This window comes from Erythrobacter sp. KY5 (genome assembly GCF_003264115.1).
Classification (GTDB): Bacteria; Pseudomonadota; Alphaproteobacteria; order Sphingomonadales; family Sphingomonadaceae; genus Erythrobacter.
The window spans coordinates 64,174-86,789 of record NZ_CP021912.1 but is presented as its reverse complement, the minus strand read 5'-3'; the positions used below and the strand labels follow the sequence as shown (position 1 = coordinate 86,789).

Annotated in this window: 25 protein-coding genes; 13 read left to right on the top strand and 12 right to left on the bottom strand. The window is 60.2% G+C overall.

Going from position 1 to position 22,616, the window contains the following annotated elements:
• Position 1: 1 nt before the first annotated feature.
• From CD351_RS00425 to CD351_RS00415, 3 genes are read right to left on the bottom strand one after another with little or no spacing between them, the layout of a single operon-like run.
• A complete protein-coding gene (locus CD351_RS00425; protein ID WP_234027166.1) occupies positions 2-1,042 on the bottom strand; it encodes an efflux RND transporter periplasmic adaptor subunit in 1,041 nt (346 codons plus the stop codon).
• Positions 1,011-1,766, bottom strand: coding sequence for an ABC transporter ATP-binding protein (locus tag CD351_RS00420; RefSeq protein WP_234027165.1), 756 nt, complete (start codon positions 1,764-1,766; stop codon positions 1,011-1,013). Before CD351_RS00420 ends, CD351_RS00425 begins: the two co-directional genes overlap by 32 nt.
• Positions 1,767-1,782: 16 nt before the next feature.
• Entirely contained in the window at positions 1,783-2,919 is a 1,137-nt protein-coding gene (locus CD351_RS00415) for an ABC transporter permease (RefSeq protein ID WP_111990800.1), read from the bottom strand.
• A 97-nt stretch (positions 2,920-3,016) separates the two neighbouring features.
• Here CD351_RS00415 and CD351_RS00410 point away from each other — a divergent pair, with 97 nt between their 5' ends.
• Complete coding sequence (locus tag CD351_RS00410; protein WP_111990799.1) at positions 3,017-3,706, top strand: TetR/AcrR family transcriptional regulator; 690 nt, start codon at positions 3,017-3,019, stop codon at positions 3,704-3,706.
• A gap of 85 nt (positions 3,707-3,791) precedes the next feature.
• The gene (ftsH, locus tag CD351_RS00405) at positions 3,792-5,768 is read left to right on the top strand and encodes an ATP-dependent zinc metalloprotease FtsH (RefSeq protein WP_111990798.1); all 1,977 of its coding nucleotides are present in this window, start codon (positions 3,792-3,794) and stop codon (positions 5,766-5,768) included.
• A gap of 68 nt (positions 5,769-5,836) precedes the next feature.
• On the opposite strand, the gene CD351_RS00400 is transcribed toward ftsH, so the two are convergent.
• From CD351_RS00400 to rpoZ, 3 genes are all read right to left on the bottom strand, one after another.
• A complete protein-coding gene (locus CD351_RS00400; protein WP_111990797.1) occupies positions 5,837-6,982 on the bottom strand; it encodes a DUF3667 domain-containing protein in 1,146 nt (381 codons plus the stop codon).
• Between the two features lie 71 nt (positions 6,983-7,053).
• Complete coding sequence (locus CD351_RS00395) at positions 7,054-7,785, bottom strand: ParA family protein (protein WP_111990796.1); 732 nt, start codon at positions 7,783-7,785, stop codon at positions 7,054-7,056.
• A gap of 245 nt (positions 7,786-8,030) precedes the next feature.
• The gene (rpoZ, locus tag CD351_RS00390) at positions 8,031-8,375 is read right to left on the bottom strand and encodes a DNA-directed RNA polymerase subunit omega (RefSeq protein WP_007165392.1); all 345 of its coding nucleotides are present in this window, start codon (positions 8,373-8,375) and stop codon (positions 8,031-8,033) included.
• Between the two features lie 113 nt (positions 8,376-8,488).
• Here rpoZ and CD351_RS00385 point away from each other — a divergent pair, with 113 nt between their 5' ends.
• Complete coding sequence (locus CD351_RS00385) at positions 8,489-9,676, top strand: phosphatidylserine/phosphatidylglycerophosphate/cardiolipin synthase family protein (RefSeq protein ID WP_111990795.1); 1,188 nt, start codon at positions 8,489-8,491, stop codon at positions 9,674-9,676.
• Here CD351_RS00385 and CD351_RS00380 read toward each other — a convergent pair.
• Positions 9,673-11,199 carry a replicative DNA helicase gene (locus tag CD351_RS00380; protein WP_174214212.1) on the bottom strand — a complete coding sequence of 509 codons (1,527 nt, stop codon included), beginning with the start codon at positions 11,197-11,199 and terminating at the stop codon, positions 9,673-9,675. The two genes, CD351_RS00385 and CD351_RS00380, sit on opposite strands and share 4 nt — an antisense overlap.
• Positions 11,200-11,344: 145 nt before the next feature.
• Here CD351_RS00380 and CD351_RS00375 point away from each other — a divergent pair, with 145 nt between their 5' ends.
• Genes CD351_RS00375 through CD351_RS00365 form a run of 3 tightly spaced genes read left to right on the top strand, consistent with a single transcriptional unit; the run spans position 11,345 to position 12,981 of the window.
• Positions 11,345-11,851, top strand: coding sequence for a UPF0262 family protein (locus CD351_RS00375; RefSeq protein WP_111990794.1), 507 nt, complete (start codon positions 11,345-11,347; stop codon positions 11,849-11,851).
• A 3-nt stretch (positions 11,852-11,854) separates the two neighbouring features.
• Positions 11,855-12,568: a glycoside hydrolase family 25 protein gene (locus tag CD351_RS00370; RefSeq protein WP_111990793.1), complete on the top strand. Its 714-nt coding sequence runs from the start codon at positions 11,855-11,857 to the stop codon at positions 12,566-12,568.
• Positions 12,565-12,981 carry a cytidine deaminase gene (locus CD351_RS00365; RefSeq protein ID WP_111990792.1) on the top strand — a complete coding sequence of 139 codons (417 nt, stop codon included), beginning with the start codon at positions 12,565-12,567 and terminating at the stop codon, positions 12,979-12,981. Before CD351_RS00370 ends, CD351_RS00365 begins: the two co-directional genes overlap by 4 nt.
• On the opposite strand, the gene CD351_RS00360 is transcribed toward CD351_RS00365, so the two are convergent.
• Positions 12,978-13,658, bottom strand: coding sequence for a DUF4197 domain-containing protein (locus CD351_RS00360; RefSeq protein WP_162627547.1), 681 nt, complete (start codon positions 13,656-13,658; stop codon positions 12,978-12,980). The two genes, CD351_RS00365 and CD351_RS00360, sit on opposite strands and share 4 nt — an antisense overlap.
• Positions 13,659-13,857: 199 nt before the next feature.
• On the opposite strand from CD351_RS00360, the gene CD351_RS00355 reads away from it, so the two are divergent.
• Positions 13,858-14,304, top strand: a complete 447-nt coding sequence (locus CD351_RS00355; RefSeq protein ID WP_199797892.1) for a DUF421 domain-containing protein — start codon at positions 13,858-13,860, stop codon at positions 14,302-14,304.
• Here CD351_RS00355 and CD351_RS00350 read toward each other — a convergent pair.
• Both CD351_RS00350 and CD351_RS00345 read right to left on the bottom strand, forming a co-directional pair.
• A complete protein-coding gene (locus CD351_RS00350; protein ID WP_111990790.1) occupies positions 14,301-15,440 on the bottom strand; it encodes a M14-type cytosolic carboxypeptidase in 1,140 nt (379 codons plus the stop codon). The two genes, CD351_RS00355 and CD351_RS00350, sit on opposite strands and share 4 nt — an antisense overlap.
• A gap of 29 nt (positions 15,441-15,469) precedes the next feature.
• A complete protein-coding gene (locus tag CD351_RS00345; protein WP_111990789.1) occupies positions 15,470-16,093 on the bottom strand; it encodes a hypothetical protein in 624 nt (207 codons plus the stop codon).
• Positions 16,094-16,136: 43 nt separating this feature from the next.
• Here CD351_RS00345 and galE point away from each other — a divergent pair, with 43 nt between their 5' ends.
• The 3 genes from galE to CD351_RS00330 all read left to right on the top strand — a co-directional run bounded on the left by galE (position 16,137) and on the right by CD351_RS00330 (position 18,113).
• The gene (gene galE, locus CD351_RS00340; protein ID WP_174214211.1) at positions 16,137-17,162 is read left to right on the top strand and encodes a UDP-glucose 4-epimerase GalE; all 1,026 of its coding nucleotides are present in this window, start codon (positions 16,137-16,139) and stop codon (positions 17,160-17,162) included.
• A 90-nt stretch (positions 17,163-17,252) separates the two neighbouring features.
• Positions 17,253-17,378: a type B 50S ribosomal protein L36 gene (ykgO, locus tag CD351_RS00335; protein ID WP_007165381.1), complete on the top strand. Its 126-nt coding sequence runs from the start codon at positions 17,253-17,255 to the stop codon at positions 17,376-17,378.
• Between the two features lie 117 nt (positions 17,379-17,495).
• The gene (locus tag CD351_RS00330; RefSeq protein ID WP_111990788.1) at positions 17,496-18,113 is read left to right on the top strand and encodes an HAD family phosphatase; all 618 of its coding nucleotides are present in this window, start codon (positions 17,496-17,498) and stop codon (positions 18,111-18,113) included.
• A 172-nt stretch (positions 18,114-18,285) separates the two neighbouring features.
• Here the strand turns inward: CD351_RS00330 and CD351_RS00325 are convergent, their stop codons facing one another.
• On the bottom strand, positions 18,286-18,624 hold the full coding sequence (locus CD351_RS00325; RefSeq protein ID WP_111990787.1) for a hypothetical protein: 339 nt from the start codon (positions 18,622-18,624) through the stop codon (positions 18,286-18,288).
• 229 nt (positions 18,625-18,853) lie between these two features.
• On the opposite strand from CD351_RS00325, the gene CD351_RS00320 reads away from it, so the two are divergent.
• The 3 genes from CD351_RS00320 (at position 18,854) to recQ (ending at position 21,581) form a co-directional block, all read left to right on the top strand.
• Positions 18,854-19,408 (top strand): helix-turn-helix domain-containing protein, encoded by a 555-nt coding sequence (locus tag CD351_RS00320; protein WP_111990786.1) that lies wholly within the window; start codon positions 18,854-18,856, stop codon positions 19,406-19,408.
• Between the two features lie 118 nt (positions 19,409-19,526).
• A complete protein-coding gene (locus CD351_RS16060; protein WP_369880596.1) occupies positions 19,527-19,742 on the top strand; it encodes a hypothetical protein in 216 nt (71 codons plus the stop codon).
• A gap of 54 nt (positions 19,743-19,796) precedes the next feature.
• On the top strand, positions 19,797-21,581 hold the full coding sequence (recQ, locus tag CD351_RS00310) for a DNA helicase RecQ (protein WP_111990785.1): 1,785 nt from the start codon (positions 19,797-19,799) through the stop codon (positions 21,579-21,581).
• On the opposite strand, the gene CD351_RS00305 is transcribed toward recQ, so the two are convergent.
• The gene (locus CD351_RS00305) at positions 21,578-22,615 is read right to left on the bottom strand and encodes a type I restriction endonuclease (protein WP_111990784.1); all 1,038 of its coding nucleotides are present in this window, start codon (positions 22,613-22,615) and stop codon (positions 21,578-21,580) included. The genes recQ and CD351_RS00305 overlap by 4 nt on opposite strands.
• Position 22,616 lies beyond the last annotated feature (1 nt).

Genomic DNA, 22,616 nt, shown 5'->3' with positions numbered 1-22,616 from the left:
CTTACCCTTCCTCTGCCGGCTGGCTGTCATTTGCGGGAATAAAAGCGTCGATCTGCTGGCCGACTCGGAACGCTTCGGACTCGGCGCTTTGGGGGAGAGCATAGATCAGTTGCAGCACGCGAACATCGACACGCTCGGCAGCGCTGTTCGTCAACGAGCGTTTGGGCACCACTTGCGGCTCGGCGCGAACGAACTCGGCCTTGACCCTGATCTGGGCGGCACCGCGCGGGGAAACGATGGCGGGAGCGCCAAGCTTCACGCGCGCGGCCTCGTTCTCGTCGATGTCGACACGCACATGCAGAGGGTTGGTCTCGCCCATCTGGATGAAGGGTTCGGCATTTCCGCCGCCTTGCGTGGCGACGAATTCGCCGGGGCGGATGTTCACCGCAAGAATCTCGCCTGCGATCGGCGCGCGCACGGTAAGGCGGCCAAGCTCGGTTCTGGCGGTCGACGCACGCGCCTGAGCCTGATCGAGACGCGCACGGGCGAGTTGAAGTCGGTTTCCGGCAGCAGCAGCTTCGCCTTCGACGCGGATGACTTCGCTTCGGCTGACCGCCGCAGGGTCATCGAGGCTTTCATAGAGCGCGAGTTGCTCATTGGCGATGCGGCGCGCGGTTTCCGCCTCGCCGATCGCCGCGCGCGCTTCGCGAATGGCGGCCTCAGCCTCGCGCAGGTTGGCGCGGATGGCACGGTCATCGACGATGAAAAGCGGCTGGCCCTTTTCCACCCGCTCTCCGGGGCTGACGCGCAGATCGGTCACGAGGCCAGATAGCGCGGAGCCGATATTGATCACCTCGCTCGCGGGCTCGACGATGCCAGCGCCCGCCACGCGTGGACTGTTGGCAAGTTCGCCGGTCGCCTTGGGCGGTTCGTTTGCGGGGTCTGCAAGCTCGCGATCCGGCAGACTGGTCCAGATATACAGCGCGGCGAATATGATCCCGACGACCGCGATCACCGGCAGGATCTGGCGTGAGAAGCTGATGTTGGAGGGGAGCAGGGCCATAATGTCCTCAGTGATCTTCCGGCATTTCAGTGCCGTCATGGGTTACCCGGCCGTCCTCAAGCACGAGGATGCGGTCCGCGAGGTCGAAAATACGGTTGTCGTGAGTCACGATGATGCAGGCGCGGTCAGGGGCGACCGCGACCTCGTGCAGCAGGTCCATGACCCGTCGTCCCGAAGATGCATCAAGCGCAGCCGTCGGCTCGTCACACACGACAAGGCGCGGCTCGTGCACCAGTGCGCGGGCGATGGCGACGCGCTGCTGCTGGCCACCGGAGAGCTGGCTCGGAAGCTTGTTAGCCTGGTCGCCAATATTGAGCTTTTCGAGAAGCACGGTCGCCTTCTCGCGCGCTTCTTCGATTCCCATGCCCTTGGCAATCAACGGAACGGCAGCGTTTGCGGCGGCATCGATCGAGGGGATGAGATTGTACTGCTGGAAGATGAAACCGATGTTTTGAAGGCGAAAGTTGACCAGTTCCGTGTCTGACAGCTTGTAAATGTCGGTCCCGAAAACCTTCACCTCGCCTTCGGTCGGCCACAAAATTCCGCACATGATCGAGATCAGCGTTGTCTTTCCCGACCCGCTCTCGCCAACGACATAAGTCATCTCGCCCGGCCTGATGTCGGTGTCGATCCCGTGAAGCACGCGGATCGTCGATTGGCCCGCCTGAAAGTCGCGCACGATGCCACGCGCGCAGATCGCCGCTTCGGGAGAGCAACCGCCAATTTCAGACGTGTCCATGGGCTTGCCGTCGATGTCGTTCATTTGCGTCAGCCTCGCTTCACCGGAAGACCGAAGCGGGTTCGGTGTTGAGGACGCTGCGCAGCGCAAGCCAGCCAGTGATCGCGAGGATGACGATCACCGCACCAAGGCTGATGAGCGGGATCTGCCACGGGATGTAGAAGCCCTTGAAGAACGGGTTGCCGCTGAAGCTCCAGATGAACACCGCCGTGCCGACAACGCCGAGCGCATAGCCGACCGCTCCGACAAGGCCCGCTTGGGCGCCGACCATGCGGATGATCTTGGAATTGGTCACTCCGATTGCCTTCAATGCCCCGAACTGTTTGATGTTGTCCCGGATGAAAAGGCTGAAGGTCAGCCCCACAATCGCGACGCCGACAACGAAGCCCAGAATGACCGTGATGCCGAAATTGGTCGGGATGCCCGTGTTCTGGATGATGAAATCGACGCCGGCCTGCGCGAAATCGTCACGCGTTACGGCCTTGAGGCCGGTCTGCTCCTCGATACGGGTAGCCACTTCCTGCGCGGTCAGGCCCTCGCTCACGCCGGCGAGAACGAAGCTTAGCCGATTGCGGGTGCCGGGGACGTAGTTCAGCGCCTGACTGTATTTTGTGTAGAGTACCGCGGTGCTGGTGAAAGCGGGGATCGTGTCCGCGACGCCGCGAATGACCGCGCGTTGATCGTTAAGCTCAAGCCGTTCTCCAAGCGGATTTACGCCCGCCCCGAACATGTTCACCACGCCGCCGTCGTCGATAATGACCGAGTCGGGTCGCGAGAGGACTTCTTTCGAACCTTCCAGCAGGTCTTTCGGCAGGCCGATCAAGGTCGCATCATCGACCCCGATTATTGCCACCTGCTCAAGGTCGCCTTCGCGTGTGCGGACAGAAGCGACCGACCTGAGATGCGGTACTGCCCATTCGACGCCGGGCACGGATCGCACTTCGTCGAGGGCGGTGGAGGGCATCGCGTAATTGACGTCGGTCGTCCGGCTAACCGGGTCCATGACCCAGACCTGCGCTTCGGGCGAATTGTAGACGCCGCTGGCACCTCGTTCGATCAGGTTGATGAAAATGGTCAGCTGCTGCGTGATGAGCAGTGTCGAAAAGGCGATGCCGAACAAAAGCCCGTAGAACTTCTGAGCATCGCCAGTCAGCATTCGGATCGCGATCCAGAGCATCGATCAAACGGGGCCTTTTCGGGGGAAGGGAGAGGGTGGCCGAGTGGGGGACTTGAATAAACGAGAGGAAAGAACGATATTGAACGGTGTCGTTCAAATGAACGCGACCGTTCAGTTTGTCAATACGCATTTTCAGATCAGAGAATTTCTCACTTTGAACAACCAGCTCACAGAGAAGAAGAAGCTCGGCCGACCGTCCGATATCGCCAAGCGACGGGCGATCATCGAGGCGGCATCCCGACGCTTCTTCGACGAAGGCTTTGCTGCCACCTCGATTGAGCAGGTCGCTGCCGATGCAGGTGTGTCGAAGGTCACGATCTACAACCACTTCGGCGACAAGCGCGCCCTGTTTGCTGCCGCTGTCGAATGCGAGTGCGAAAAGATGCGCGACTATTTCAGCATCGAGGCGATGCCCACCGGACCGATTCGCGAGCGCTTGTCAATTATCGCCCAGGGGATGTTCGAATTTCTCTCGCGCCCTGAAATGATCCAGTTCGAACGCCGCATCGCAGCCGAGACCGAGCATGAACCCGCAATTGGCGAAGCCTTTCTCAAGGCAGGGCCGTGGCGCATGAAAGTAGCCTTCAGCGCATGGCTTGCACATGCGGCGAGCAACGGGGAACTGGTTATCCCGGACCCGACGCTTGCGGCTGAGCAATTCGTCTCGATGTCCAAGGGAATGGGCGATCTTGAACGCCGGTTCGGCATCATTCCAAGCAAGGAAGAGAACGCAGCTCGCATCGCTGGTGCGGTCGATGTGTTCCTGGCTGCATACGCGCCGCGATAAATGGCGTAGCTTCGAAGGTCAGCATTATCTTGCCATTCATGGGACCTGACCTACATATTTGGTCTGAGAAAGGACTCCTCTTGCCATGAGCGAACAGAACGACCCCAACCAGCAGCCTCCCGAGGGCCAAAACCCCTGGGTCAAGCAATTGATGATCTGGGGCGGCATTTTTATGGCGCTGCTGCTCGTCGTGTCGATGTTCAGCGGCGCTGGACAGACGCAGGGAACCGCGATCCGGTATTCGGAATTCCGCGACCAGGTCGCCGCAGGCGCCGTGCAGGAAGTCCAGCTTGGTGATGAGCTCATTACCGGCACGCTAAAGAACGGGGAAACGTTCTCGACACTGCCGGTTCCGAACGACTCTGAGATTACTCAGTTGCTCGAGGCGAATGATGTCGAGTTCACCGGCAAGCAGCGTGAAGAGCCTAACGTTCTTCTCTACATCCTGATCCAGTCGCTTCCGTTCATTCTGATTCTCGGCATCGCGTTCTTCGCGCTTCGCCAGGTGCAGAAAGGCGGCGGTGGCGGCGCGATGGGCTTTGGCAAGTCGAAGGCCAAGATGCTCACCGAGCGTTCGGGCCGCGTGACGTTTGAAGATGTGGCGGGCATCGACGAGGCGCGCGAAGAGCTCGAAGAGGTGGTCGAATTCCTGAAAGACCCCCAGCGCTTTTCCAAGCTTGGCGGTCAGATTCCCAAGGGCGCTCTGCTGGTCGGCTCGCCGGGTACGGGTAAGACGCTTCTCGCTCGCGCAATTGCGGGTGAGGCAGGCGTGCCGTTCTTCACCATTTCCGGCTCGGACTTTGTTGAAATGTTCGTCGGCGTCGGCGCAAGCCGTGTGCGCGACATGTTCGAACAGGCCAAGAAGAACGCCCCGTGCATCGTTTTCATCGATGAAATCGACGCGGTCGGTCGTTCGCGTGGCCATGGCCTTGGCAATTCGAACGACGAGCGCGAGCAGACACTGAACCAGCTGCTTGTCGAGATGGACGGTTTCGAAGCGAACGAGGGCATCATCATCGTCGCGGCGACCAATCGCCCCGACGTGCTCGACCCTGCGCTGCTGCGTCCGGGCCGCTTCGACCGTCAGGTCGTGGTGCCGATCCCCGATATCGACGGGCGCGAAAAGATCCTCGGCGTACACATGAAGAAGGTGCCGCTCGCACCCGACGTGAACCCGCGCACGATCGCACGCGGCACTCCGGGCTTCTCGGGCGCAGACCTCGCCAACCTCGTCAACGAGGCTGCGCTGCTGGCGGCTCGTCGCAACAAGCGGCTTGTCGCGATGCAGGAGTTCGAGGACGCCAAGGACAAGGTCATGATGGGCGCCGAACGCCGCTCGATGGTCATGACCGAGGACGAGAAGAAGATGACCGCCTATCACGAGGCCGGCCACGCGCTGGTTTCGATCAATGAGCCGGCATCTGATCCAATCCACAAGGCGACGATCATCCCGCGTGGTCGCGCATTGGGCATGGTCATGCGCCTGCCTGAGCGTGACAGCTATTCCTACCACCGCGACAAGATGCACGCGAACCTCGCCGTTGCCATGGGTGGCCGCGTTGCCGAGGAAATCATCTTCGGACACGACAAGGTTTCGTCCGGCGCGAGCGGAGACATCCAGTATGCCACCGATCTTGCTAAGAACATGGTCACCAAGTGGGGCATGTCGGACAAGCTTGGCCCCCTGCAATACGAACAGCAACAGGAAGGCTATCTCGGCATGGGCCAGTCGGCTCGCACCATGGCAGGCGCTGAAACCAACAAGCTGATCGATGCCGAGATCAAGGAACTGGTGGAAGGCGGCCTCAAGCGCGCGACCGACATTCTGACCGATCAGGAGGACAAGCTCCACCTGCTCGCGCAGGCGCTGCTCGAATACGAGACGCTCACCGGTGAGGAAATCGACGCGCTGATGAAGGATGGCAAGATCGACCGTCCCGATGAGCCGCGTGGTCCCACTGCGATCAAGCCTGCGCAGGGTTCTGCCATCCCGAAGGCTGGCAAGCGCTTTGGCGGATCGACCAAGAGCTCCGGAGGTGACGAGGCTCCTCAGGGCGCCTGACACCTTTCAAGAAATGAATTGAAAAGGGCGCTGCCGGGTAAACCGCCAGCGCCTTTTTCATATCTATCTCAAAATGCCCCGATCATGATCAGCGTCTGGAGGAAAAGTCCGATCACCACCCAGATAAAAATGCTGAGCACCATCAGCCGCCAGAATGCCGAGAAGCGGCCAATCCCGTAAGCGTAACGAAGGTGCTTGTAGAGATGGATCGGCGGGATGATCATTCCGGCCAGAACGAGCGGGGGCAGTGCCACGCCTGCCGCGCCGAGGACCGACAGGGCGATGAACATCAGCGACATGAAGCTGAGCGAATAGGTGATGAAGATCGCATGGTCATAGGCCCCGAAACGGCGCTTCCACGCAAAGATCAGCCACACGAAAGGTATCGATAGCGGGATCAGCAACCAGCTGAACTTGTAGGCATTCGCCTGAAGCTTGTAGAGCATCAGGCCTGGGTTTTCCTGCCACTTCTTTGCCAACCCTTCGTCGAGCCAAGTGATCCCTGTCTCGCTCATGCTCATCCGGGCATTGCCGTCCCTGTCCATCGGAATGACCCGAGTGCCGTCGGGCTGGACTTCGATTTCGGGCTTCGACGTGTCGATGAAAGGGAGTTCGGCCACACGGCCCAGACCGTCGAGTTCCTCCAACACCTCCGCTTTTCGAGCCTCGAGAGCTTGCCGGTCGTTTTCGTCCAAGGTGTCCGATGCAAGGTCGGCTTCGATATCGCGCAGCGTGCGCTCATTGTTCTCGATCGCATTCGATAACGAGGTTTCCACCTGCTCCATGCCGACCTGATCATCGAACGTGCTCGGTGTCGAGATGCCGACGATCTGGAAGATCGCAAACATCGAAAACACGCTGAACAGGAACATCGACATCGGACTGACGAAGTAAGCGCGCTCTCCCTCGATATAGCGCCGGGTCAACTCGCCCGGCCTCAAGGTCAGAAGCGGCAGAGTGCGCCAAAGCTTCCCGTCAAGGTGAAGGACGCCATGCACAAGGTCGTGAGCAATGGCGGAAAGGGTGCGGTGAATGTGGGTTTTCTGCCCGCATTCCGGACAGAAATTGTCCGGCGCGACGGTGCCGCAATTCGGGCACGCTCCATCCTGACCGGTCGCAACAGCATAATCGGCCTGACCGCGCGCAGGCTCGACCGCCTTGCCAGCAAGCGCCCCTTCGATTGCGCCGCCTATTCCTTCTGCAACATCGCTCATTGCGCACCCACCCCTGACTGTGCTGCGCTGCACTATAGGCGAGGAAACGCCATTGCCAAATCTTAGGTGGCTCAGCCCTTGGCGAGTTTGCGCTCAATGGCGGTCCACAGCTGCGCAAATGCGCGCGCTGCGGGAGAGCGCGGGGCAAACGCACCGACAGGCTTTCTTTCGACCGCACACTGCTCAATCGCGCTGGCAAGCGGCACGACCGGCCATTTTGGATTGGCTTCGCGTGCTTCCCTGTGAAGTGTCCTGCGCATGTCGACCATCGACATCACGGGAAGGATCGGCGGGTGTCCCTTGCCCGACCCGCGCACCTCCTCGACCACCTGGTCGAGCGCCCTCGCAGAAAGCGGGGAGGGAGGCAGGGGCACGATCACGATGTCGGCTGCGCGCATCACCTGTGCGCTGATCTCGCTCATGACGGGCGGACAGTCGAAGATGATGCGGTCATACTCCTTGCGCAGGCCCTCTGCCAGTTTGGCGAGCCGCTTTTTCTTGCCGATGCGATCCAGCTGGCGATCAAGAGTCCGGATGCTTTCATCGGCAGGCAGGAGATGCAGCTTGTCGTAATCCGTCTTGCGGATCAGCTTGTCAGCCTTGCGCTCTTGCTCAAAAACGCTTTCGGCCGTGCGCTTTTTCTTGGGGTCGATACCCAACAGAAAGCCAGAGCCGTTGGACGCGTCGAGGTCCCAGAGGAGAGTTTCGCGACGCGAGATAGTGGCCGCACACCATGCGAGGTTGACCGCAAAGGTCGTTTTTCCAACTCCTCCTTTGACACTATAGACTGCTATCGAAGCCATGACCGCGCTTTGCTCTCCCTCACGAGATGGCCTGAACAACGCTTTGACCAGCTCGAATGTGACGTTTCAATTACATGATATGCTGTTACCCCGGACTAACGCAATGGCAAGGCTGCGTCGGGACTGTCGCAATCGTGTCATCGCCCCTTTGTGCTGCTGGTCTACATTGCGGATACGAAAAAGGCCGCCAATTGCGGCGGCCTGTTCATTTCGGGACAGCTTCGCCCCTGATATGAGCGAAGCTCTTATCCGTCGTAATCGGCACCGATCGAGGTCGAACGGGTGGGAGCGCTTGCAGTGATACGCAGCGCTTCAGCCGACTGGCTCAGCGAACCGATCTCATCGGCATCGTCTTCATCGTCCGGCAGGATCTTCTGCAGGCCGGTGACGAGCGATTCGTGCAGTTCCTTGGGCTTGATCGTCTGTTCGGCAATCTCGCGAAGGGCAACGACCGGATTCTTGTCCCGGTCGCGATCAAGCGTAAGCTCGCTACCGCCCGAAATTTCGCGCGCACGCTGTGCGGCGAGCAGGACGAGGTCGAAGCGGTTGGGAACCTTGTCGACACAATCTTCAACGGTAACGCGTGCCATCTGAGCGGGCCCTTATCTAGAATCAGGTTGTCTGAAAGAGGCTCGCACCTAGGCATCGCGGGCGCAAGAGTCAAGATTTTGCAACCTACGGGACCTTCGGGCGTTGGTTGGATATGGCACGAGAGAACCCCACTGACCCGCTGGACAAAGAATGCGTCGATTATTGCGATCCCGATCCGTTTGAGGTGTCAGCCCAGCGGCACCATTTCAAATTCTTCCCGCGCGGCAAGGACCGCCTCGAGGCATTGCTGAAGCATATCCAGGATGCACGTGAGACGCTCGATGTGTTCTACTACATGTTTCAGGACGATGTGTCCGGAACCAAGGTGCGCGATGCGTTGGCCGAGGCGGCGTCCCGGGGCGTCGACGTGTCGCTCGTCGTGGATGATTTCGGCACGGATGCAGCGCCGACATTCTTCGAGCCGATCGTTGAGGCCGGCGGCCGTTTTTCGATCTTCTCGGCTGACTGGAACGTGCGCTATCTTGTGCGCAATCATCAGAAGTTTGCGATTGCCGATAACACGCGGGTGATGACCGGAGGCTCGAATGTCTCCGACCATTATTTCGCCGTGCCTGCCGATAATGGCTGGTGCGACCTGGGAGTCTTGATCGAAGGTCCGGTCGCGCAGCGATTCACCGAATGGTTCAAACTTATCAAGGACTGGACCGAAAGCGACGGTTCGCAGTTCCGCCGTGTACGCCAAATGATCCGCGACTGGGACTCGGGAGAGGATGGCGTGCAGCTGTTAATGGGAGGGCCGTTGATCCGGCGCTCACACTGGTCCTACGCGTTCAAGAAGGACCTAAGCAAGGCACGCCGCCTCGACGTCGTGACCGCCTATTTCGGTCCTCCCCGCAGCTTCCGGCGAGCAATCGCAAAGGTTGCCAGGCGCGGGAAGGTGCGGCTGATCGCGGCAGGCAAATCGGACCTCGACGGTACGATCGCAGTCGCTCGAATGTTTTACAAGCGGCTGATCAAGGCGGGTGCTGCGATTTTTGAATTTCAGCCCTGCAAACTGCATATGAAGCTGCTTGTTGTCGACGATGCGAGTTACTTTGGCAGCGCCAATCTCGACCGCCGTTCCGTGCGGATCAATATTGAACTCATGGTTCGCGTCGAGGATGAAGCGCTCGCCGCCCGGCTTCGAGAATTCATGGATGGGTTACAGGAGCAAAGCGTCGCTGCCGATCGCCAGTGGTACAAGCAGCATTCAAGCTTTCTCAAGCGGCTGCGCTGGCGTCTGTTCCACTGGATTAGCCTCGCCGATTACCGCGCCGCCCGCGCGGCAGCATCGGCCTAACCGTCGATCCCATAGCTCGAATAATCGCGCATATTGGGCGAGGTGAACTTGGTGATCTCGCTCTGGAAGTGAAGCGGGACATTGCCGGTCGAACCGTGGCGCTGTTTCGCCACGATCAACGTCGCCTTGTTCTTGACCTCGAGATACTCTGCCTCCCACTGCGCATATTTGTCCTGCACTTCAGGCGAGGATGAGCCGTCGGGATTGGGCATGTCGGGGCGCACGGCTTCCTTGTAGTAATCGGCGCGGTAGATGAACCAGACCATGTCTGCGTCCTGCTCGATTGAGCCGGATTCGCGCAGATCCGAGAGCATCGGCTTCTTGTCATCGCGCTGCTCGACCGCACGGCTCAGCTGCGAGAGTGCGATCACCGGCACACTTAATTCCTTGGCGAGCGTTTTCAGGCCTCGGCTGATCTCCGAAATCTCGTTGACGCGGTTGTCGTTCGCCCGGCCCGAGCCCTGGAGCAGCTGGAGGTAGTCGACGACGATCAACCCGATATCGTGCCGCCGCTTCAATCGCCGTGCACGCGTTCGCAGCCCCCCGATGGTGAGCGCGGGCGTATCGTCGATGTAAAGCGGCAGCTCGGCAAGGCGCTGGCTGGCGAACGACAGCTTCTGAAAATCGTCGCGGGTAAGTGAGCCAGACCGAAGCGCCTCGGACGATACCTCGGACTGTTCTGCAAGAATACGCGTCGCCAGCTGATCCGCGCTCATCTCCAAGCTAAAAAACGCGGTCGGCGCGCCGTAATTGTGCTCACCGCCATCGCGCTGCCAGTTGAGGTGCTCCTCCGCGCAATTGAAGGCAATGTTGGTCGCAAGCGAGGTCTTGCCCATACCCGGTCGTCCGGCAAGGATGATGAGGTCGGAATCGTGCAGACCTGCGGTTTTCTGGTCGATGGTCTCAAGGCCGGTGGTCTTGCCCGACAGGCCTCCGCCCGAATTCATTGCAGCCTCGACCATCTTGATCGCGGTGAGCGAGGCATCGCGGAAACTTGACGCTTCGTTGCCGGTCGCTGCCCCTTCGGCGACCTTGAACAGATCGGCTTCGGCTTGGCTGATCCGGTCCATCGGATCTGTCTCTTCCGATGTGTCGAGCGCGCCTTCGACCAGCCCGCGCCCTACACTGACCAGCTCTCGAAGCAGCGCCAGATCGTAGATTTGCTGTGCCAGTTCGCGCGGGGCGAGAAGACCCGAACCGTTCGCTGTCAGCTGCGCGAGATACTTTGGCCCGCCAAGCTCCTTCAGCGCCTCGTCCGCTTCGAAATGCGGACGCAAGGTCACCGGCGAAGCGGTGGCATTGCGCTCGATCATCTTCAGGATTCGGTCGAAAATCCGTTCGTGAAGCGGCTCGAAAAAGTGATGGGGGCGGATCGGGGTCTGCAATTCTTCAAGGACCCGATTGTCGATCAGGACCGCGCCCAGAAACGCCGCCTCCGCTTCGAGGTTGGAGGGGAGTTTGCGCGCGCCATCGACGCCATCGTTCTGGTCGTTCACGGGTCGGATCGGTTCGGGATTTGCCATGGCGCTAGAATCCGCGAAGTGGCCCGCAACTGCAAGAGCCATGAGCGGCGAATTATTTTCGCACACACCTATTGCCTTGTGGATAGCGGGGATTCGCAAAAGGAGGTCTTGAAGTGTGACCCATGCATCTGCGAAAGCAGGCCGGATGTCCGCTCTCCCATCCGATTCCGCGAACTTGCATCGCATCGCCCACATCGCTCTCGACGAAGAGACGATCCTGTGGCGCAATGCCGATGTCGAACAGGAACGGCGCGTCGCGATCTATGACCTGATCGAGGAAAACACCTTCAAACCCGTCCGCAGCGCAGAACGCGGGATCAAAGGGCCTTATCGCCTCAGCCTCGCCGTTCGCGACGGGCGGCTGGCGATGGACATCGCCGACGAGGACGAAAACCCTCTCGAAACCTTGCTGATCGGTCTTGCAAGGTTCCGCCGCCCGATCCGCGAATATTTCGCCATTTGCGATAGCTATTACCAGGCGATCCGCAAGGCGACCCCGGCGGAGATCGAGACGATCGACATGGCCCGGCGCGGCATTCACAACAGCGCTGCCGAACTCCTGGTCGAGCGGCTTGAAGGCAAGGTTGAGACCGATTTTGCAACTGCCCGGCGTCTGTTCACGCTGATCTGCGTCCTTCACATCAAGGGCTGACCAGTGGCGCGAGGGGCAAAAAAGGGCGGTTCGCTTGGCCGCTGGATGTTTCGGTTGTTGGCGCTGGGCGTGCTGGTCGGTGTCGGCTTCGCGGCCTGGCTGTGGTGGGACATGCGCAGCTGGCGACCCGATCTGGCGCTATACCCCGAGCAAGGCGCCGTGGTCGCGAGCGGAGCGTCCGGCACGAAGTTCCAGACGCTCAAAGCCATCGGCGCGCAATTCGCTTATCTTGAGCTGGCCGAAGCGGGCGGCGTGCCAGACCCCGGTTTCGCCTCGCGGCTGTCGCGTGCACGCAGTGCGGGGCTCAAGGTTGGGATCGTCCAGCCTTTCGATCCCTGCCTGCGCGCTGACGAGCAATCCTCGCGTTATACCCGCATGGTGCCGCGTGACGCGGAATTGCTTCCCCCCGCAATCGCACTGACCCGCACGGCAAGTGGTTGCGAACCCGCAGTCAGCGACGCGGCGGTCGAAAGCGAGCTGATGACGCTGGTCAACCAGATCGAGATGCACGCCGGAAAGCCCGTGATCCTCAAGCTCGGCCCCCAGTTCGAAGCGCGCCACGGCACGGCTCGCTCGACCGAGCGCGACCTGTGGCTGATGCGTGACCGGGCGCGGCCAGATTATGCCGGGCGGCCTTGGCTGCTATGGAGTGCCAACAGCCAGATGGTAAGCGAAGCCTCGCAGGACGCAATCGAGTGGGTGGTGGTGCAGAGATGAACGACGAAAAACTGATCGCAGCCGCTCGTGAGGCAGCGGCAAACGCGTACGCACCTTATTCGGAATATGAAGTCGGAGCGGCCTTGCTGTTCGACGATGGCGCAGTTGTGACCGGCTCCAACGTCGAGAATGCAAGCTATGGCCTTGCGCTTTGTGCTGAGACCAACGCGGTATCGAAGGCCATGAACGATGGGCGGCGCGCAGGGCTGGTGGCGGTCGCTGTGGTCGGGCCGCTCGATAAGGGTGATGGCGCTCCGATCACACCATGCGGTCGCTGTCGCCAGGTGCTTAACGAAATCGCGCAGCTGGGCGGCACCGATCCGGAGATTCTATGCGTTGGCAACGATGAGGTGCGCCGGGTGAAGCTGTCAGAACTGCTCCCTCACGCTTTTGGTCCGGCAAATCTGACCTAATTGCCGAGCAGATTGCCCAGACCGCCAAGCGGGTTGGAGCGGAACTCGCGTTCTTCAGTGCCGATATAGGCGAAAATCCCATCAAGCCCCTGATCGGTCACCGAGCGATTAATCCGCTCACGGCTGAGCCCGGCATCACGAATGAAGCTGTGATCTTCGGCGAGCTTGTCGAACTGGCCATACACACCCGCCTTTGCCAGTGCGCTGTCCACCAGTGGTTCGAGGCGCGAATGGAGGCGATCATTGGAAGATCGGCGCAGATACTGTGTCCCGCCATCGTTTTGGCGAACGATACCCGGCGCGTCGCTGAAGGAAAGGTTGTCGATCGCCTCGCGGAAAATCGGCTTGGCCTCGCCCGCCGCAACTCCGGCTGCATCGTTGATTGAGCGGGTAATGCCACCCAGAACGCCCAGGCGATTGCCGGCGTTGAGCAGCGAGCCCATCAGGCCACCGGCTCGCCCTCCGAGATTTCCGACAATCGGGAGGCCGATGCGGATGTCCTCGTCATCGTAAAAAGCACCGGGCTGAGCCAGCTTGTGGAGCGCGTTGTCGGTCGCGCGCCCCAATATCGAAGAAAGGCCGAGCCCCTGTGCATGTAGCGGTGACGGCAACATCGCCAATGTCCCGAACGCTCCCATCCCGGCGAGCAACTGACGGCGCTTGTAGCTGACATCCAAGATCTTTCTCCCTCTCGATCCACACGAAGAATAGCACATCAGGTGGAAAAATGCCTGATTATCTTGATCGGGTAGGCACCATCAGGAAGGCTCTGCGTTGAACAGGTGTAGTTATCGGAGACCGACCATTTTTGTAGAGCCACCCCTTGTCGATGCCCTCATCCGCGGTGCGATCCTTGCAGTGATCGCGCTGGGCTGGATGAACCTTCTCATCCGGCTCAACGGGCTTCGCACATTGTCGAAGATGACCAATTTCGACTTCGTCACCACAGTCGCGTTCGGCTCGCTTCTCGCAGGGGCGGCGCAGGTGAGCGAATGGACGGCCTTTCTGCAGACACTTGCCGCAATGCTTGGCCTCGTGCTCGCTCAGGCGGCGACTTCGTTTCTGCGACGACGCTCCGAAACTGCGGCAACGATGATCGGCAATCAGCCATGCCTCATCATGCGGGACGGCGAATTCGACAATGAAGCGCTGAAGGCGAACAGCATCAGGCGCGAGGACATGATCGCCAAGCTGCGCGAGGCGAACGTGCTTCAACTGTCAGAGGTTCGCGCTGCGATCCTAGAGACGACCGGTGACGTTTCGGTGCTTCATGGAAACGTCGAGCTGGATGAGGTTCTGCTTCAGGACGTGCGAGGCACTTAACCCTCGCTCGTCTCCAGCCATTCCAGAAGCGCAGCCAGACAATCGCGCGCGAGCATCTTGCAGCGTTCTGGTGACCACCCCTGCTCAGGCTCGGGAAAGTCGGCAAGATCCTTGTAAGGCATCTCCAGCGTCATCGCGCAGGCACCGTATCGCTCTGCGACCTGATTGGTTGAGATGCCAAGGTTCGCCTTGCCCTCTGGCGTTTTGGGATAGCCAAGTTCGGTCTGGAAATCGGGAGTGCGACGGTCGAGGATGCGCTGATAGCGGTAGAATTTCTCGCCCAGCTCGTCGGTCCAGCTCGGGATGCCTTCATAGCCTGCGAGGAAGACAGCGGGGATAGCTTCGTCGCCATGGACGTCCATCGCGTAGTCTACGCCGGTTTCGTCCATCTTCGCCCGGATCGCGAGCACTTCGGGCGATTTGTCGGCGCTGGGTTCAGCCCATTCGCGGTTAAGGTTCGTGCCAACCGCGTTCGTGCGCAGATGGCCGCGACGCGATCCATCGGGATTGCAGTTGGGCACGACGTGAATGCGCGCATGCCTGCGAAGCCCGCGCGCAACCGGGTCGGTCGGATCGGTCAGGCATTCAAGAGCGCCTTCCATCCACCATTCGGCCTGCGTTTCGCCGGGATGCTGGCGCGCATAAAGCCAGACCTGCGTATCACCTTCTCCCATCTCCAGCATGTCCAGCGGCTGGCCATCGAGCGTGGTGGTAAGCCGCACCAGATCGACGCCTTCGCATGCGGCAGCTTCGGCCACGAGGTCGTGATGGCGCTCCATCGAATAGGGCGCGAAATATGCAAACCAGCTGAGGTTCGAAGCCGGCACGTAACGAATGGTGAGCGTGCCGTCCTCCTCATCCTTGTCGAAAGTGCTGGCCGCGCGGGTCCAGTACTCCCGATCCTCGGAGACGCAGGCGTCGTAATTCGGCCACCCACCGGGATATGCGCTGGTGTTAAGGCCCGTGATCTTGAGCGTCACTTCCTCGCCAGCCGCGCCGGTGACGCGAAAATGGAACCACTGGGCAAAATCCGACATGTGGTCTTTTTTGATGGCCAGCTTTGCGCTTGCCCCTTCAATTGACAAAACTTCGATATTGCCGCTGTCGAAGGCAGCATCGATTGCGATATTGGTCATGAATGCCCCTGATTGTGGTCGAGCGAGTCCTAGCGAAGTTCGTCGACATCGATGGTTACAGTTTCGCCATTGCCACCGGGAAAGTCCTTGAACAAGGCTGCAGCGAGTGTGCGTGCGCTTGCATCCACATCGGCATAGGGGGATTTCATGGAAGTCGGCTGCTCGGCGCGGCCTTCCCAAAGGCTTGCGCCGTCCGGTCCGGAGATGCGGACCGCAAGCTCCGTCACGACGCGCGGGCCACGCTCACCTCCGCCAAGGTTGATGCCAAGGCCAACGCCGACCCCGCTGCCAAAAGTTCCCGTTCCGCCGCCGACGCCCACACTGACCGGGCCGCCCCTATCCGCCGTTTCGATCGAATTGCGCGATGTTCGGATCGTCGCGGTCTGGCGGGCGGACTGTGCGTCCATCACGACCGTATATCCGAGCGCGGTCAGCTCGCTCGCCACGGCGGACGCAAAGGCATCGCGCGCGCCTGCGTTTCGCAGCTCGTCGGGAAACTCAAGCGTGATCGTGCCTTGCCCCAGCATCGCGGGCTGCTCGGACACGAAACGGGTCACCTCGACGGGGCCGGTATACGCCCCCGCGCAGGCCGAAAGCGCACCAGCGAGTGCGAGAATTAGAGCGGGTCGGGCCATATGGCGCAGGGCGATCATGAGTAGCTTCCTCTGTTAAAGAGCGCATGTTAAGCGCGCGCACATGAATACAAACGAAAACGTGGCGGGTCGTGTTCCCGTCTTGGTAACCGGCGGGGCAGGATATATCGGCAGCCACGCTGTTCTGGCACTGATTGATGCCGGCTGGCCTGTGGCAGTGATCGACAATCTCACGACCGGGTTCCGTTTCGCAGTGCCCGACACGGTTTCGTTCTACGAAGGCGATATCGAGGACACCGAGCTTCTCGCCCGGATATTCGCGGAGCAGGGTACGCGCGCGATCATGCATTTTGCAGGCTCGGTTGTCGTGCCCGAAAGCGTCGAGAACCCGCTCAAATATTACCACAACAACACGGCGAAAAGCCGCACGCTGATCGAAGCTGCGGTGAAAGCGGGTGTTGCGCATTTCATCTTCTCATCAACCGCTGCGACATATGGCGTGCCTGATGTGTCATCGGTGCGCGAGGACACCCCGCAGGTTCCGATCAATCCGTACGGCTGGTCGAAATTGATGACCGAGCAGATGCTGACCGACACTGCATCTGCGCATCCGATCAATTTCTGTGCGCTTCGCTATTTCAACGTGGCAGGCGCCGATCCAGAGGCGCGCACCGGCCAATCGACCGCGGGCGCGACGCACCTCATCAAGGTCGCGGTTGAGGCTGCGCTTGGCAAACGTGACAGCGTTGCAGTTTTCGGCACTGATTTCGACACACCTGATGGAACGGGGGTGCGCGATTACATTCATGTCAGCGATCTTGCGGCGGCGCATGTGCTGGCGCTTGAGGCTCTGATGGCGGAGCCTGAGCGCTCGCTGAAGATGAATTGCGGCTATGGCCGAGGCTTTTCGGTGCTCGAAGTGCTGGATGCGGTGGACCGGGTCACCAACAAGACGATCGACCGCCGGATGCAAGGCCGCCGTGCAGGCGACCCCGGCTCGCTTATTTCTGATCCATCGCGAATTCGTGCGACCCTGCCGTGGCAGCCCCGGCACGACGATCTCGACACGATTATCGCCCACGCGCTCGCCTGGGAGAGGAAATTGTCTCAATTGCGCGGTGAAGGTTGACGAATCACAGGGCCACAGGTAGTGGCGCGCCTTGAATTTCCGGTATCGGAGACCATCTCCGGTGCCTGTTTTATTACCGGGAAGCCGAAAATGAAGATCCGCAACAGCCTCAAGTCGCTGAAGAACCGCCACCGCGATTGCCGCGTCATTCGTCGTCGTGGGCGCACCTATGTCATCAACAAGACCAATCGCCGCTTTAAAGCCCGCCAGGGCTAAGCCATAGGATTGGCCGACTGTCCGATAACGGATGGTCGAAGAAACGCAGCGGCCCGCCTTCCGACAGGAGAGCGGGCCGCAGCCGTTTGTGGGTTCCTGTAACACGAGGCATCACACTTGAGCGCAGACATTCAAGGCAAGGCGGTCGTCTTCGACATCGGCCGCGTGCTGTTCCACTGGCAGCTTCGCAACCTGTTCGAAAAGCTCATCGAGGATGAGGCTGAACTTAATTGGTTCCTGGCCAATGTCGTAACGGAAGAATGGCACTTCCAGCACGATCGCGGCGTGCCCCTTGGTGAGATGCTGCCGGCGCGCATGGCCGAATATCCCGATCAGGCGCTGCGCATCGCTGCCTATGCTGCGCGTTTCAATGAAAGCGCTCCTGATGCGGTCGAGGGCGTGCACGCGATTGTCAGGCGCCTGCATTCGGCTGGCGTACCGCTATACAGCCTTACCAATTTTGGAGTTGAGCTGTTCGACCAGTTCCGCCGCGAACATGCCATCTTCGACCTGTTTGAAGATATCGTCGTCTCCGGTGCCGAACAGATCGCCAAGCCCGACCCGCGTATCTACCAGATAACCGAGCAGCGCGCGGGCCGGTCGGGCGATGCGCTTTTCTTCACCGACGACAACCCCGCCAATGTCGAAGCCGCCCGGAAGCGTGGCTGGGATGCTTACGTATTCACCGATGCGAACGCGCTGGAGCAGCAACTGGTCAGCGCCGGTTTTCTCTGACAGCAAACAAAAAGCCCCGACGAAGCCGTTGGGGAGGCATCGCCGGGGTTCTTGAGTTTTCCGACCGGAGGTTTGGAGCCATGTCGGATTGAGATCGACGGGCCGCGAGGGGAGGATACCTCACGAAGAGGAGAGGAGCGGCCCGGCGATCGGGGATGTGTGTGCGGTCGGCTTAGTTGCCGTTGCAGCGTGCGAGCTTCGCTTCGTCGAGATCTTCGCCTTCGACCTTGAAGCTGGTGACTTCACCGAATTCACGGACAAGCCCACGGCAGATACGCGACGGGCGCGAGCTGCCCTTGTTCGCGACGCAGGTATTGCCTTCGCAAATCCATGCAACGCCGCCAGCGACAGCGCGGTCGTCGCCAGCCGGCTGGGCGAGGGTAGCGGTGTAGTAAGCGCCGCCCTGTGCAGCCACGGGGGTGGCGATTGCCATGCCAAAGGTCATCGAGGTGTAGGCGATGGCCGAAGCGAGAACTGCGATGCGGCTTGCGCGGGGGAGGGAGAGGTTCATCACGATAATCCTTTTCAGTTGTGGGGACCTGAAATAGTGTTTTGTTGCGGTGCACAGTTTCGATTCGAAACCAGTTGCGAATCAATACCTATGCGATTAGGTTTCAGGTTGCAACTAGAAACTCAAATTATTCTCGGCACCGGTTTTCCACGCTCCCTGGGCGGCAAATCGCTCCCGATTTTGCCATTGGCGCAAATCGCGCTAAATAGGTTGCAGGGAAAGGACTGATATGGGCGATATTAGAGAACCGCTGCGCGAGCTGATCGAATGTGGTCTGCCGCAAGCGCTTGAAGTGATGGGGGAACGCTGGTCGTTCATGATTCTGCGAGCGAGCTTTAACGGGCTCAAGCATTTCGAAGAATTTCTCAGCGAACTCGGCATTGCGCGCAACATTCTCTCCAACCGTCTGGCGAAGCTGGTCGATCACGGCATCCTCAAGCGCGAACCGTGTGCCGATGACCGTCGCAAGATCGAATATCGCCTTACTGAAAAGGGCTTCGATCTGCTGCCAGCGATGATCGCGCTGCGTCAGTGGGGCCAGAAATACGGCGCTGAGATGGTGACCGAAGACCCCGTGCTGGTCGATGAAAAGGACCGCCTGCCGATCGGGCCGGTCTCAATTCTCGCGCATGATGGCCGCGTGCTCACGCATGAAGACCTGTGGCTGACCCGCCGAGAAGACCTTGGCAAGCGCGCCGACGGTTCGACCGCAACTCCGGGCAAGGGTACGGTGCGCGGCGATATCGTCGACATCGAGGCAGCGCGCAAGGCCGCCGCTGGCTGATCCCGAAGGACCGCCGCGCACACCCGATGGCCGCTACATCATCGTACGCGGTCGCCTGTGGCGCGCGGCCAATCCCCAACTCCCCGAAGGCGAGCGAGAGCGGCTGGTCGCATCGCTGATGGACGCGCGGCGCGCGGTCGGCGCTGCCAAACGTGCCGGCGATAGCGATGCGGAAAAAGCCGCGCGGGCCAAGGTTCACGAGGCAAAACTCGCCTTGGGAGAACGCGGGCCGGTATGGTGGAGCGATGGCGCTCCTGATGAAAACCGAAAAATGGTGAGGAATTCGAGCTACGCCGACTGGTGGGCAAGGACATGTACCTCTAGCGAGGAGTAAGAGCCCCGCATCCCGAGCCCCTCACCCCCGAGTCCCTCACTCCCGAGAAAGCCAGTGACCCCCTCCGCACGGACCGATCCTGCCCAAATCCTGAAAGACGTGTTCGGCTTCACCGGTTTCCGCGGGAAGCAGGAGGCGGTGATCACGCGCATCCTCAATGGGGAGCACACGTTGGCGCTGATGCCGACAGGGGCGGGAAAGTCCCTGTGCTACCAGATACCGGCGCTCATTCGCGATGGCACCACGATTGTCATTTCCCCGCTCATCGCCCTGATGCACGATCAGATCCGTTCCGCGCGCTCTGTCGGTATTCGCGCAGCGTCGATGACATCGGCGGATGGGGACAAGGTTGAAACCGCACAGGCCCTGCGCGATGGGGCGCTCGACCTCCTTTATGTCGCGCCCGAACGGGTCAACACGCCTGCTTTCCAGTCGCTCGTGAGTGCAGCGAACATCTCGCTTTTCGCAATCGACGAGGCGCATTGCGTGTCCGAGTGGGGGCACGATTTCCGCCCCGATTATCGCGAGCTTCGCGGGATGCTCGACCATTTCGAGCATGTCCCGCGCCTCGCCCTTACCGCGACAGCGGATGAGGTGACCCGCGCCGATATTCTCAAACAGCTCGGCATCCCCAATGCGGGCCTTATCAAGGCGGGTTTCGACAGGCCCAACATCCGGTACGCGATCCAGCCGCGACAGGGCGGCACGAAACAGATCTCCGACTTCATCCAACGCACGCCGGGTGCGGGCATCATCTATGCGACCAGCCGGAAAGGGTGCGAGGACCTTGCCGCCAAGCTTGAGCAGACAGGCCGCCCGGTGGGTGTCTATCACGCCGGTCTCCCGCCCGAAGAGCGCGCGGCGACACAGGCGCGGTTCGTCGAATCGGAAGACATGGTGATGGTCGCGACCATCGCGTTTGGCATGGGGATCGACAAGCCGGACGTGCGCTTCGTCATCCATTCCGGGCTGCCCAAGTCGATCGAGGCATATTACCAAGAGACCGGCCGCGCGGGCCGCGACGGCGATCCGGCGCAAACCCTCATGCTTTGGTCTGCGAGCGATTTTGCCAAGGCGCGCCAATGGCTCGGCGACGTTGGCGAAGCGCGCTTGCAGTCGGAGCGCGCGCGGCTTGATGCGCTGGCCGGGCTGGTCGAGACAGCGCAGTGCCGCCGCCAGATCCTCCTCAAGCATTTTGGCGATGAGCTGCGTGAGCCTTGCGGCAATTGCGACACCTGCCTTAACCCTCCCAAAGTCCTCGACGTGACGACCACCGCGCAAAAATTGCTGAGCGCGGTCTATCGCACCGGGCAGAGCTTTGGCATCGGACATGTCGAGCGCGTGCTTCTTGGCCGGGATGATGAGCGGGTCCAGCAACGCGGGCACGACAAGCTTTCGGTGTTCGGCATTCTCGATCAGGCCGAGGCTCCCCTGCTGCGCGCAGTGCTGCGCAACCTGACGGCCCATGACATGCTGACAACCACCGAGCATGGCGGGCTGGCGCTGGGCCCTGCTGCGCGCGACGTTCTTAAAGGGGAGCAGGCCGTGCTCATGACTGAGCCACCTGCGAAAAAGTCGCGCGGTGGACGTGGCAGCGCCATACCCAACCCGGTTGGCGATCCGCTGTTCGATGCGCTGAGGGCAAAACGCGCCTCGCTCGCGAAGGAGAATGGGGTTCCCGCTTACATCATCTTCCATGACAGCGTGCTGCGCGCCATGGCTGCGGGCAGGCCCGGCACCCTTGCGCAATTGGGCGAGATACAGGGTGTCGGAGCGAAGAAGCTCGACACCTGGGGCGGGTCGTTTCTTGAGGTCGTGCGCGAGTTTGAAGCGAGCTAATTCATCATCAACCTAATGCGGTCGAGGATCGCAGCTTTAGCGCTGAAGATGTCGACCGGGCTTTCGACCGGAAGAAACTCTTCATTTTTGTCTGCATCGAAGATTCCAAGGTGCTTGGTTGTCGGTGAATTGAACCGAAGCCGGACGATCGGTTTACGGTTGTTGTCATCCAGCAGAATTGCGCAATAGGATTTTGAATCGCGCATCACGATCCGGTCGGGCGAAACCAGTTCGGATCCGATAGAGCGTACAATGTTGAACCCTTCTATTTCCTCGGGGGTCGTTTCGATTTCAGATGCGCTTGCCGGCTCGGCGTCTGGTTCTTCGCGCATCGCGGAGGTCCATTTAGCGTCCAACTTTGCCCGGATCATTGCGTTGAAGGCGTTCGGGATGTGGCGCGCGATTGCGCTCTTTATGCCAGGCGAAAGGCGGCCTTCGACAACCTGCGATGCGACGAGCTGGATCATCTTGTCCGATGGCTCGTTTAACTCGCGCGTCAGAACTTCCAGCACGCCGCTCTGCATCTGCATGTTGGCGGCTGCTTCTGCGGCCGCTTCTGCATCGAACCCCTCGCGCTGGAATTTTGCGATCTCTCTCACATCGCTTTTCGACAGGTTGCAAAGATCGACCATCAGGAAAGGCTCATCGTCCATTCTGTTGGCGGCGTTCAGGTCACTGAAGAACTTGTAGATCACACCGTTTGTGAGCACCGCAAACTTCGCATCTGAAGCACCGTAATAGCGATACAACTGTGACGCGTGACGCAGGTTCAGGTCAGACCGGGTCGCCTTGCATTCGACAAGAATGGCAACCTCCCCAGCGATCTTCAGCGCATAGTCAACCTTCTCGCCCTTCTTTCCACCAACATCGCATGTGAATTCGGGTACGACCTGGCTAGGATCGGACAAATCAAAACCCAAAGCCTCTATAAACGGATTTACTAAAGCAAACTTCGCAGCTTCTTCGGTTTCGAGGATTTCAGCGTGCTTACGGATTTTCTCGCCCAACGCCTCAAGTCTAGCTTCAAGTTCCATT

What these genes read in the sequence shown, in the direction of transcription:
- CD351_RS00425 (WP_234027166.1), bottom strand. Translation starts at nt 1,042, where the DNA reads ATGACGGCACTGAAATGCCGGAAGATCACTGAGGACATTATGGCCCTG.
- CD351_RS00420 (WP_234027165.1), bottom strand. Translation starts at nt 1,766, where the DNA reads ATGAACGACATCGACGGCAAGCCCATGGACACGTCTGAAATTGGCGGT.
- CD351_RS00415 (WP_111990800.1), bottom strand. Translation starts at nt 2,919, where the DNA reads ATGCTCTGGATCGCGATCCGAATGCTGACTGGCGATGCTCAGAAGTTC.
- CD351_RS00410 (WP_111990799.1), top strand. Translation starts at nt 3,017, where the DNA reads ATGAACGCGACCGTTCAGTTTGTCAATACGCATTTTCAGATCAGAGAA.
- ftsH (WP_111990798.1), top strand. Translation starts at nt 3,792, where the DNA reads ATGAGCGAACAGAACGACCCCAACCAGCAGCCTCCCGAGGGCCAAAAC.
- CD351_RS00400 (WP_111990797.1), bottom strand. Translation starts at nt 6,982, where the DNA reads ATGAGCGATGTTGCAGAAGGAATAGGCGGCGCAATCGAAGGGGCGCTT.
- CD351_RS00395 (WP_111990796.1), bottom strand. Translation starts at nt 7,785, where the DNA reads ATGGCTTCGATAGCAGTCTATAGTGTCAAAGGAGGAGTTGGAAAAACG.
- rpoZ (WP_007165392.1), bottom strand. Translation starts at nt 8,375, where the DNA reads ATGGCACGCGTTACCGTTGAAGATTGTGTCGACAAGGTTCCCAACCGC.
- CD351_RS00385 (WP_111990795.1), top strand. Translation starts at nt 8,489, where the DNA reads ATGGCACGAGAGAACCCCACTGACCCGCTGGACAAAGAATGCGTCGAT.
- CD351_RS00380 (WP_174214212.1), bottom strand. Translation starts at nt 11,199, where the DNA reads ATGGCAAATCCCGAACCGATCCGACCCGTGAACGACCAGAACGATGGC.
- CD351_RS00375 (WP_111990794.1), top strand. Translation starts at nt 11,345, where the DNA reads ATGTCCGCTCTCCCATCCGATTCCGCGAACTTGCATCGCATCGCCCAC.
- CD351_RS00365 (WP_111990792.1), top strand. Translation starts at nt 12,565, where the DNA reads ATGAACGACGAAAAACTGATCGCAGCCGCTCGTGAGGCAGCGGCAAAC.
- CD351_RS00355 (WP_199797892.1), top strand. Translation starts at nt 13,858, where the DNA reads ATGAACCTTCTCATCCGGCTCAACGGGCTTCGCACATTGTCGAAGATG.
- CD351_RS00350 (WP_111990790.1), bottom strand. Translation starts at nt 15,440, where the DNA reads ATGACCAATATCGCAATCGATGCTGCCTTCGACAGCGGCAATATCGAA.
- CD351_RS00345 (WP_111990789.1), bottom strand. Translation starts at nt 16,093, where the DNA reads ATGATCGCCCTGCGCCATATGGCCCGACCCGCTCTAATTCTCGCACTC.
- galE (WP_174214211.1), top strand. Translation starts at nt 16,137, where the DNA reads ATGAATACAAACGAAAACGTGGCGGGTCGTGTTCCCGTCTTGGTAACC.
- ykgO (WP_007165381.1), top strand. Translation starts at nt 17,253, where the DNA reads ATGAAGATCCGCAACAGCCTCAAGTCGCTGAAGAACCGCCACCGCGAT.
- CD351_RS00325 (WP_111990787.1), bottom strand. Translation starts at nt 18,624, where the DNA reads ATGAACCTCTCCCTCCCCCGCGCAAGCCGCATCGCAGTTCTCGCTTCG.
- CD351_RS00320 (WP_111990786.1), top strand. Translation starts at nt 18,854, where the DNA reads ATGGGCGATATTAGAGAACCGCTGCGCGAGCTGATCGAATGTGGTCTG.
- CD351_RS16060 (WP_369880596.1), top strand. Translation starts at nt 19,527, where the DNA reads ATGGACGCGCGGCGCGCGGTCGGCGCTGCCAAACGTGCCGGCGATAGC.
- CD351_RS00305 (WP_111990784.1), bottom strand. Translation starts at nt 22,615, where the DNA reads ATGGAACTTGAAGCTAGACTTGAGGCGTTGGGCGAGAAAATCCGTAAG.